9 protein-coding genes are annotated in these 5,232 nt (G+C 62.4%); 2 read left to right on the top strand and 7 right to left on the bottom strand.

Annotated elements, in window-relative coordinates; translation table 11 throughout:
* The 4 genes from EN964_RS23515 to EN964_RS23500 form a co-directional block, all read right to left on the bottom strand.
* Positions 1-382, bottom strand: a 382-nt coding sequence (locus tag EN964_RS23515; RefSeq protein WP_140779752.1) for a YafY family protein, incomplete at its 3' end; no start/stop codon positions are given.
* A 128-nt stretch (positions 383-510) separates the two neighbouring features.
* Positions 511-918: a hypothetical protein gene (locus EN964_RS23510; protein WP_127271751.1), complete on the bottom strand. Its 408-nt coding sequence runs from the start codon at positions 916-918 to the stop codon at positions 511-513.
* 72 nt (positions 919-990) lie between these two features.
* Complete coding sequence (locus EN964_RS23505) at positions 991-1,581, bottom strand: DJ-1/PfpI family protein (RefSeq protein ID WP_127271753.1); 591 nt, start codon at positions 1,579-1,581, stop codon at positions 991-993.
* Positions 1,582-1,665: 84 nt separating this feature from the next.
* Complete coding sequence (locus EN964_RS23500; protein ID WP_013529241.1) at positions 1,666-1,833, bottom strand: hypothetical protein; 168 nt, start codon at positions 1,831-1,833, stop codon at positions 1,666-1,668.
* 312 nt (positions 1,834-2,145) lie between these two features.
* On the opposite strand from EN964_RS23500, the gene EN964_RS23495 reads away from it, so the two are divergent.
* Together EN964_RS23495 and EN964_RS23490 are read left to right on the top strand one after the other, a co-directional pair.
* Complete coding sequence (locus tag EN964_RS23495) at positions 2,146-3,093, top strand: ring-cleaving dioxygenase (RefSeq protein ID WP_127271596.1); 948 nt, start codon at positions 2,146-2,148, stop codon at positions 3,091-3,093.
* A 116-nt stretch (positions 3,094-3,209) separates the two neighbouring features.
* Positions 3,210-3,371 carry a hypothetical protein gene (locus tag EN964_RS23490; RefSeq protein WP_023810961.1) on the top strand — a complete coding sequence of 54 codons (162 nt, stop codon included), beginning with the start codon at positions 3,210-3,212 and terminating at the stop codon, positions 3,369-3,371.
* A gap of 21 nt (positions 3,372-3,392) precedes the next feature.
* On the opposite strand, the gene EN964_RS23485 is transcribed toward EN964_RS23490, so the two are convergent.
* The 3 genes from EN964_RS23485 to EN964_RS23475 form a co-directional block, all read right to left on the bottom strand.
* Entirely contained in the window at positions 3,393-4,106 is a 714-nt protein-coding gene (locus tag EN964_RS23485; RefSeq protein WP_127271755.1) for an SGNH/GDSL hydrolase family protein, read from the bottom strand.
* 62 nt (positions 4,107-4,168) lie between these two features.
* Positions 4,169-4,909 (bottom strand): thioredoxin family protein, encoded by a 741-nt coding sequence (locus tag EN964_RS23480; RefSeq protein WP_127271085.1) that lies wholly within the window; start codon positions 4,907-4,909, stop codon positions 4,169-4,171.
* 166 nt (positions 4,910-5,075) lie between these two features.
* Positions 5,076-5,232 (bottom strand): class I fructose-bisphosphate aldolase (locus tag EN964_RS23475; protein WP_127276773.1); only part of this gene is annotated, 157 nt, incomplete at its 5' end.

Raw genomic sequence — 5,232 nt, 5'->3', positions numbered from 1 at the left:
CCCACATCGGTGTGTGGATCTCGGTGCGGGCGATGCGGTCTTTCTCGGCATCGGGCAATACGGCGCCGATCTTGACCAGCGCCTCGTCTGCGGCCCTCGCCATGGCGGCACCGCCAAAGGCACGCACCATGCGGGCGCCGGCGACCAGCGCGACGATTTCGTCACGCGTGAACATCAGCGGCGGAAGGTCGAACCCCTCCCTCATCATGTAGCCAACGCCGGCTTCGCCGTCGATCGGCACTCCGGTCGACTGCAAATCGGCAATGTCGCGATAGATGGTTCGCTCGGAAACCTCGAGCCACGTGCCGAGCTTCTGGGCGGTGACCAATCGGCCACCGCGCAGATGCTGCACGATTTGGAAGAGCCTGTCGGCGCGGCGCATCGTATGGTCCCTCGGCGTTGTCTCTATGCATGTCGCCCAAAACTGATGTCCACTTTTGGACGGCACGGCATCGTGTTTTCGCGCATGCCGTTATCCCAAAACCGCAGAACACTTTTGGGCGGCGTGCCTCATGGTTTCAGCCCTTCGCGCTTGCGCTGCGCGGCGACGAACTCCGCGCCGAAGGACAGTTTCTTCGTCGTCGGTGTTTTCGCATCGAGCACGCGCCAGAACGGTGCCACGTCACTCAGCGCCATGCCGCGCTGAAGGTCCTCGTTGGCGGCTTCGGCAACAGTGCGCAGATGATAGCCTATGGTGACCGGGCATGTCACTTCGGCGCCATGCTCGACGGCAAGTGCTGTACGCAGCGCACGCACATCCATGTCGATGCCTTCGGGAATCGAGCGGATGAAATCATCGACCTGGCGCGCCGTCGGCACCAGCATAGGCTGTCCTTCGATGACATCGGCCATCGTGCGCGGCGTCGGCTTCACGCCGTTGATGCCAGGTGTGCTCAGTCTGTCTTTCCAACTCTTCATCGATCGTCCTTTGACGCCAATGCGTGGTGTCCGAAGCTGGCACCATTGCACGGCACTCCTGACAGCATACTGTCAGGAGCCTTCAGCATACTCCTTGGCAAACAGTGTCCGCATCCGCGCGAGATCGCTGCCTCTTTCGGGGTAGAGCGTCTTCAGAAAGGCGAGCGCGAAGGTGCCCGGCGCCGAGCCCGGCGCGGAAACAATTTTGCCGTCGGCTACGGCATGCGGCACATCCTGGTAGTTCTCGGCACCGGCATAACCGGTTTCATGACCCTTGATCCACTCGCGGCCATTGCTGGTATGCTTGGCCTTCTCGAACAGGCCGGCGCGGGCCAGCGCCAGCGTGCCGGCGCAGATGCCGCCGACCACACCGCCGCGCGATGCAATGGCGGCAAGCAGGTTGCCTACATCAGGCTGTGCCTTGCTCGTCCACTGGTCGGAACCAATGATGGCAATGGCATCGAGATCGGCATTCTCGCTGGCGCCTGTTGAGCGATCGGGGATCAGCCGAAAGCCACTAATGCCAGTCACCTGCTTGCCATCAGGCGTCAGCGACATGGCACGGGCGCCGAACCATTCGACCGCCGAGGCCGCCAGCAGCCCATACTCCCAGTCGGCAAAACCTTCGATGAAAAGGAAGCCGATCGTCTTCTGTTCGGGCATAAGCTCGCTCCCATCCTCACGCACCGGACCTGTTATCTGGGCGTTGACGCGCCGACATCCAATCGCCGGGTCGAAAAATTGGCTTTAATTGCCGCGAGGGCCACGATCCGCATACATGTCCGGCCAGCCGATATCCTTGCGAATGTCCGCCGGCAGCGAGTTCATGAACCGCTGAGTGCGGATCTCGTTGCGCATCGTGCGGATCTTGCCGACATAGTGCTGCATGCCGCGCAGAATGGTATAACCGTTCATGGCTAGTCTCCTCTCTCTGTGTAGAGGCACTATCGCATACCCCTCCTGACAGCAGTCTGTCAGGAGGATGGCAGGGCGCGAACAATAGTTCCGGACAGTGCGCGCGCCGCAGGGCAAGGCATCGTTTTTCGCCGCATCGACCGGTATCTCAAGGCAGGTTTGCGGCTTCCGATTGTTCATAGCGACGGCGTAGTTTTCGGCGCCGCTGTTCAGCTTCCGGCGACGGACTGTCGGAATACGAGGCCTTCAGCGGGGTGACCGCAGGTCTGATATGGAGGGAGAAAATTCTTCCCCAACAGCAGGGAGACGACGATGAGCTTGCAACTGACAGGTATCCACCATCTGACCGCCATCACCGCGAACGCGCCCGGCAATCTTCATTTCTACACCAAGGTGCTGGGTCTGCGGCTGGTCAAGAAGACCGTAAACCAGGACGACACCTCGGCCTACCACCTTTTCTATGCCGACGGCGAAGCGACGCCTGGCACCGACCTTACCTTCTTCGACTGGCCGGTCGGCCGCGAGCGGCGCGGCACGCACAGCATCGTGCGGACCAGCCTCAGGGTCGGCAGTCGGGAGAGCCTTGCCTGGTGGAAGCAACACTTGACCGACGAAGGCCTGGCAACAGGAGAGATCGCCGACACCGGCGGTTATGCGTCATTGGACTTCGAAGATCCCGAGGGCCAGCGTCTGCGCCTGGTCAGCGATGGCGGCAAGGGCGGCAGCCATCCCTGGGCGCAAAGCCCGGTACCGGTCGAGCACCAGATACGCGGGCTCGGGCCGATCGTCATCAGCGTTCCCGACATCACCAACACCGAGGCGGTGGTGACCAAGGTGATGAACATGCGCAAGGCGCGCGACTATGTGTCGCCGGAGGGGCAGGTTCACGTCTTCGAAATGGGCGAGGGCGGGCCGGCGGCGGAGCTGCATGTCCTGGTGCAGCCGGGACTGGCGCCGGCACGGCAAGGCGCCGGTGCGGTTCACCATGTCGCCTTCAGGGCGCCGGACCAGGAGACGCTGCATCAATGGACGGCGCGGCTGGCCGAATTCCGCCTGCCGTCGAGCGGCGAGGTCGAGCGCTATTACTTCCGCTCGCTCTATTTCCGCGAGCCGAACGGCATCCTGTTCGAGATCGCCACCGACGGGCCGGGCTTCACCGCCGACGAGCCGCTGGAAACACTGGGGGAAAGTCTTGCTCTGCCGCCATTCCTCGAACCGAAGCGCGCTTCGATCGAGGCTGGCCTCAAGCCGCTGAAGTAGATCGTTTGCCAGCCGCAGGCGGGCGCCGCGTTCTGACCCAGGATCGCGGCGTCGTTCTTTCTCAGGCAATGAACGACGTGCTTTGACAGCCGGGCGCGTTGCTGGTCAAAGGCGGCATGACGAAATTCCTCGCCCTTGTCATCGTCGGTTTCATGGTCATTCAACTGATCAAGCCGCTTGGCTGGCCAGGCCTCAAGCGACGCGGCGATTTCTGGAAGCTGGCACTGCTCGCCATGGCTGCGATTTCACTGGCGGCCGTGCTCGGGCATTTGACGTAGGACGGCACTTGTCGTCGGTGCTCAATTGCCAAGCACCGGGCCAACCAGATGCTCGGCCCAGGCCCGGTAGCCTGCTTCCGAGGCGTGAAAGCCGTCCGAGGCAAAGCCGGCTTCCGGATTGGTGATCGGCAGGCGCGGCGCCGGCACCGCGCCGCGCTCCAGGCAAAGGCGTTCGCCCATCCGGTTCATGTCGGTGGCGCGAATCTCAAGGATTTTTCCGAGCAGCGGCGGCATGGCCGGAGCCCGCGTGAACTCCAGCACCGGCGACCACACCACGCGTGCTTCCGGCCATTTGGCGCGCAGGCCGTAGAGCAGGCCGCCGAACTCCTTCTTGAAGCGCGGCACGGAGTGAAAATTCTTGGTGTCGTTGGTGCCGATGGCCAACACGATATGCGTCCACGGTTCGGCCGACAGATTGGGCAGGACATGGTCGCGTATCTGGCCCGACGTTGCCGAATTAAAGCCGGCCGCCCGCCAGCGCACGGTGCGGCCTGTGCTTTGTGAAATCAGCACGGCGAGTTGCGCGGCAAGCCCATGTTCCGAATTGCCTATGCCGACCGACGCGGCGGACGAATCGCCCAGCACCAGAAGCGAAATATCAGGCGCCTTGCCTGATATTTCGTGCATGACCGGCCCTTGCGCCGGCAGCATGCGCGTGGTGCGGCGTCGCACGCCGAGGCCTTGCCAGATATAGACCGGGAAGGCGAGCCAGGTGAGTAGGGACGGGAAGCGCATGGCAGTACCGTTAAACGATCAGCGGCAGCCTTAGCGCATGTTTTGGTCGACGGGAACGCTCTTCAATCGCAGCAACTCGCCTGCCCCGCTTGCTTGCCCTGATATTCATCGTGCAGCCGCACCCAATCCATCAGTCCGTGATAGGGGCCGTTCTCGTTGCGGCCCTTCGGCGTCATGTCGAGATAGTTGTAGGCGCCGATCTGCGCCTCGCCGCCGCGGGCGCGCGACATGAAGGTGAGGAAGATGTCGCCGGCCTCGTCCCGGTAGAAAACGCTGGTGCCGGGAAGCTCCTTCGATGTTCGTGGACGGGTCTCGAAATTGTAGGTGGTGTCGCCCGCGGCGATCTGCTTGTCGGTGAAGGAGACCTGCATGTCGAAGTTGAAATCCGAGGCATAGGACGACACCCAGTCGAACTTCCAGCCCATGCGCTGCTTGTAAGGCAGAAGTTCCGCCAGTGGAGCGCGCGAAACCACGACCAGCGACACGTCGTGATGCCGCAGATGCTGATTGGCGCCGTCGATATGATCTGCAAGGAATGAGCAGCCCTCGCAATGACTGACGCAGCCCGGCCCGAACATGAAGTGATAGACGATCAGCTGGCTGTTGCCGGCAAACAGGTCGGCCAGTCTCTTCGGCCCTTGCCCGGTTTCGAAGACATAGTCCTTCCGGATCTTCAGCCAGGGCAATTCACGTCGCTCAGCCGCTATCCGCTCGCGGAGCCGCGTCAGTTCCTTCTCGCGCGCCAGATGCGCCTTGTGCGCCTGGAACCAGTCTTCGCGCGAAACGATCTTGTTGCGATGCATGAACCTCTCCCTGAAGTGTCATTCCAAGGACGTTCGGGATGAGCACAACCCGACATCGCCCGAGAGGAAATAAGGACGGAGAGGCTCCGCCCCAAGCCCGGCAAGTCACAAACAAAAAAACCCGGGCGCATCGGCCCGGGTTCGAAGGAGGAAGAAAGGACTGTGATCAGGCGGCCTGTTCCAGGCTCGCCTTCCATTTTCCGAGCGCTGCCAGATGGTTCATGTGGGCGCGATGGGTGAAGGCGGCCTGGCCGGCGGCAACGTTCGAGGCCTTGCCGCTCCAGGCTTTCTGTGGCGCGGCCTGCAGTGCGCGGCCATAGGAG

The organism is Mesorhizobium sp. M7A.F.Ca.CA.001.10.2.1 (assembly GCF_003998575.1).
Taxonomy (GTDB): Bacteria; Pseudomonadota; Alphaproteobacteria; order Rhizobiales; family Rhizobiaceae; genus Mesorhizobium.
Note: the sequence above shows the minus strand (reverse complement) of the source record. Positions and strands in the feature narration are given on the sequence as shown.